Annotated in this window: 2 protein-coding genes and 4 pseudogenes; 1 reads left to right on the forward strand and 5 read right to left on the reverse strand. The window is 59.9% G+C overall.

The features are described 5' to 3' along the window. Nucleotides 1-269 (reverse strand): annotated as a pseudogene (locus WCA53_RS22355) (transposase); the annotation flags it as partial. Between the two features lie 5 nt (nucleotides 270-274). Between WCA53_RS22355 and WCA53_RS22360 the strand changes: the two are divergent. Further along, a pseudogene (locus WCA53_RS22360) lies at nucleotides 275-1,175 on the forward strand (IS701 family transposase); the annotation flags it as partial. Nucleotides 1,176-1,385: 210 nt separating this feature from the next. On the opposite strand, the gene WCA53_RS22365 reads toward WCA53_RS22360, so the two are convergent. The 4 genes and pseudogenes from WCA53_RS22365 to WCA53_RS22380 all read right to left on the reverse strand — a co-directional run. Next, a protein-coding gene (locus WCA53_RS22365) for an IS5 family transposase (RefSeq protein WP_423915657.1) occupies nucleotides 1,386-2,197 on the reverse strand; the annotation gives its coding sequence in 2 pieces (ribosomal slippage) (nucleotides 1,386-1,858 and nucleotides 1,858-2,197; 813 coding nt in all). A gap of 210 nt (nucleotides 2,198-2,407) precedes the next feature. Beyond that, nucleotides 2,408-3,442 (reverse strand): IS630 family transposase, encoded by a 1,035-nt coding sequence (locus WCA53_RS22370; RefSeq protein WP_423915659.1) that lies wholly within the window; start codon nucleotides 3,440-3,442, stop codon nucleotides 2,408-2,410. A 59-nt stretch (nucleotides 3,443-3,501) separates the two neighbouring features. Continuing rightward, nucleotides 3,502-3,711, reverse strand: a pseudogene (locus tag WCA53_RS22375) (transposase); the annotation flags it as partial. Between the two features lie 171 nt (nucleotides 3,712-3,882). Further along, nucleotides 3,883-4,046: pseudogene (locus WCA53_RS22380) on the reverse strand (group II intron maturase-specific domain-containing protein); the annotation flags it as partial.

A 4,046-nucleotide genomic window follows, 5' to 3' on the forward strand; every position in this document is an offset into this window, starting at 1 on the left:
GGTTTGATACCCCGATCGCGCAATCGCTGCCGGTGTGGTTCGGAGTCGTATCCGCGATCGGCATAGACGGCCTGAGGCTTTTTCAAAGGGCGACCGCGAATTCCACGGACGGGTGGAATCGTGTCAATGAGCGGCAACAATTGTGTGACGTCATTGCGATTGGCACCGGTCAAGATGATCGAGAGTGGCACCCCGTTGGCGTCGGTAGCGACATGGTGCTTGGAGCCCGGTCGCGCACGCTCTACGGGGTTCGGCCCGGTTTTTGGGCCGCCCCGATGTACTGCGGGAGTATGTGGTTGAATTACTGGGCGAACGTGAGGCTGTGCTGATCGTGGATGAGACCGGTTTCGTCAAGAAGGGGCAGCACTCGGCCGGTGTGCAACGCCAGTACAGCGGCACTGCAGGCCGTATCGAGAACAGCCAGATCGGTGTGTTCCTCTGCTATGCCGGGCGTGGCGGAAGCGCGTTTATCGACCGCGAGCTGTATGTGCCCAAGGCCTGGACCGATGACCGTGTGCGCTGCAAGGCAGCGGGCATTCCCGAGTCGGTGGAGTTTGCAACGAAGCCGCAACTCGCGCGCAGCATGCTTGAGCGGGCGCTGGATGCAGGTGTGCCGTGCGGGCTGGGTCACGGGTGATGAAGTCTACGGCGGCGACCATCACCTGAGGCTATGGCTCGAGACGCGCGGCCAGTCTTTCGTGTTGGCCGTCGCGAAGAACGAACCTCTGTGGTGGCAGGGTCCCGACTACGTACGGGCCGACCGGATCGCCGAAGCCCTGCCGGCACGGGCGTGGCGACGCCTGTCAGCGGGTGCCGGTGCAAAGGGCGAGCGCCTGTATGACTGGGCGCTGACCCCGCTGTGGCGCTTGCAGACCACCGCCGAAGAGCGCCGCTTCGGGCATTACCTGCTGGTACGGCGCAGCCTTGATGAGAAACGCGAGCATGCGTATTACGTCGTGTACGCGCCGCGCAACAAAGCCACACGGCAAACCCTGGTCAACGTCGCGGGCCGCAGGTGGGAAATCGAAACCGGCTTCGAGGCGACCAAGGGCGAATGCGGGCTCGATCAATATGAGGTACGCCGATGGCAGGGCTGGTAACGCCACATCACGCTGGCCTTGCTGGCCTATGCCGTGCTCGTCACCCTGCGGGTGCGCGGCAAAAAAAACACCTGAAGGTTCGGTGCCGCTCAGTGTGCAGGAGATCCGCCGACTGCTATGCCGCCTCCTATGGCGCGGCGCTCACTCCATCGAGTACGTGTTGTCATGGTCGGTATGGCGTCGCAGGCATCAATACCGCGCACAGCAGTGCCACTATCGGCGACGCGGCTGCGTATCAACAGTTCCTTTGCATCTACGGCTGTAGTATTAGAAGCTGTTGCGAAATTAGTTAAATGAAGGCTTTAGACGAGTCCAACAAATCAACGCACAAGCTAAAGATAGGAAGGCTTCGTGGATATGAGCATAGCGTTCGTAGCGAATCTTCAAGCGTCGAAACGAGTGAAGCCAGGCGATAGAGCGCTCGACTGGCCAACGCGTTTTACCCAGTCCGCTGCCATGGGGCGAGCCGATTTTCGCAAGCAACGGTTTGATGCCGCGTTTGCGCAAGCGTCGCCGGTGTGGCTCGGAGCTATAGCCTCTGTCGCCCTGAACTGTTCGCGGCTTGCGCAGGGGTCGACCGCGCTTGCCTCTTATTGGTGGAATGGCCTCGACCAATGCCTCAAGCTGAGTGATGTCATGGCGGTTCGCTCCAGTCAGGATAACCGCGAGCGGGATGCCTTGCGCGTCGACAATGAGATGGTGCTTGCTGCCGAGCTTGCGCCGGTCCGTGGGATTGGGCCCGGTTTTTTTCCCGCCAACATGGCGCGCACTGAAGAACTGTCGACAAGTACTCGCGTTAAATCCAGCTCCCCGCGCCGGCGCAGTTCTGCGAGCATGGTCTCGTGGATGCGCTGCCAGACACCGGCTTCTTGCCACGCGACCAGTCGCCGCCAGCAAGCCGTGCCGGAACCGCAACCCATTTCCTGCGGTAGCAAGTTCCACGCAATACCGGAACGCAGCACAAACACGATGCCCGTCAGTACCGCTCGGTCGGGTATTGGTTTGCGCCCGGCGTATCGGCGATTGCGAGGTGCGCGCGCGGGCAGCAGTGGTTCGATCAGTGACCACAATTTTTCGTCTATAAGTTCTTTAGGCATCGCTTCCTGTCAGGCAAAACAAGACATGAAGTTAACACCGACTCGAAAAAGTTAACAGTCCCTATGGGTAATTTTGCAACAGCCTCTTAGGTCGTGCCTGCTGCCTGTGTCGCACATGGCGCTTACTGCCCGGTCCGCACAATCGGGTGCTGGTGCCACAGGCGACCGGGATGCGTGCCGAACCCGAAAATCCTGTGCCGGGTACATTACTCATAGGTCAGAAATGTAGGCGACAGATGGATGTCTGAAAAACGACCGCACAAGGTCTGGGTTTTGCTGAACCTGGGCAAGTTGCTCGTGAATCCTCGGGCCGAGCTTTTCACCCCTGCGCAAGGGATTTCGCGCGACGCCTGTGCGCTTCACGTGGCTCCACACTAACTCGTCCGGGTTGAGGTCCGGCGCATAACCGGGCAGAAAGTGCAGGGTCAGTTTGCCGTTGGTACTGGCAACGTAGTCGTTCACGACAGCCTTTTTGTGTGCTGGCAGTCCGTCGACGATCAGATGAATCGGCCTCTTACGATTGAACATCAACTTCTTGAGCAGCGTGACGAACAGTTCACCACTGAGTCCCCCTTCGTACGTCGCAAACCAGAAGGCACCCTTCGAGCTGACTGCGGATGCTGCACTCATACTCTGCCGTTGGCCGGGACGCTCTACGACGGGTGTTTCGCCGCGCGGCGCCCAGGTCTTGCCATGCACCGAGTCAGCCCGAAAGCCCGATTCGTCCCAGAAGAAGATCTCCGCCTTCTGCTCACGAGCCAGTCTGGCAATAGATGGATACGTGTCGTGCTGCCAGCGCTCGATTGCCTCTGGATCGCGCTGGTAAGCACGCTGCAATGGCTTTTGCGGCGTAAGGTTCAGGCGCGCCAGCATCGTGCCGATCGACGCGAGGCTCAGCGTGGTGCCGAATTTGCGCCGCACCAGTTCGCGCACCAGGTTGCGCGTCCACAGTCCGAAGTCAAAGCCGTACTGCATTGGATTCTTACCATTGATCCAGCGCAGCACCTGCTGTTCCTGGGCCGCTGTGAGTTTGCGCGGGCGGCCTGTCGCCCGGCTTGAGCGCAATGCACGTACACCTCGCCCTCGTCCCCGGGCCTTCGCCCGCAGCTTATATGCCCACGAGCGATGCATCCCGAACGACGCCGCAACCGCATCGGGGTGTTCCCCCTCATTCATGCGATCAAGGGCAAGCATGCGCATCTCTTCAAGGATGTTGTGCGCCAGACTCCTGCCATCTCGTTTCATAGTCCATCGCTCCACCGCGTGACATAACACGATAGATCAGCATCCACGGAATTTGTTCCCTAACTTACTGACCTATGAGTAAGCATGCTGGCGAAGACTTCGAACGGCGAGTGGAATGCGTGTGTGGCACGAGGCCGGCTGTTGAGACTGTCGGCGATGGCGTCGAGGTCATCCTGACTGTAGACCGAGAGGTCAGTGCCCTTGGGCAGTAGTGGCGCAGTAGGCCGTTGGTGTTCTCGCAGGTACCCCGCTGCCAGCGGGCTGTGAGGGTGGTAAGTAGGCCCGAGGGGTTTCACCTCAAGCCTCTCGCAGAACCGTACGTGAGACTCTCGCCTCATACGGCTCCCGTCAGCCAACCGGTGACCCAACGACACGCCAGTGAACGAACACCGTGGGTAGACAGCCGCCATCTTGCGTAGCCAATCAGCGCTACGCCGTTTGTGTCGCGACAGTGTCTTGTACTTCCGTCGGGCCCAGCGCTCGAGCTTCCGATCCATATATTGGAAGATCGCGTGCATCGCCGTTCGATAGACCGCCCCATAGTAATTCCACCACCCTTGTATCGTCGGATTGCATTGCTGCGCGAGGTCATTAAGCGTGGCTG

The sequence above is a fragment of the Caballeronia sp. genome (genome assembly GCF_049581465.1).
In the GTDB taxonomy this organism is placed as follows: Bacteria; Pseudomonadota; Gammaproteobacteria; order Burkholderiales; family Burkholderiaceae; genus Caballeronia.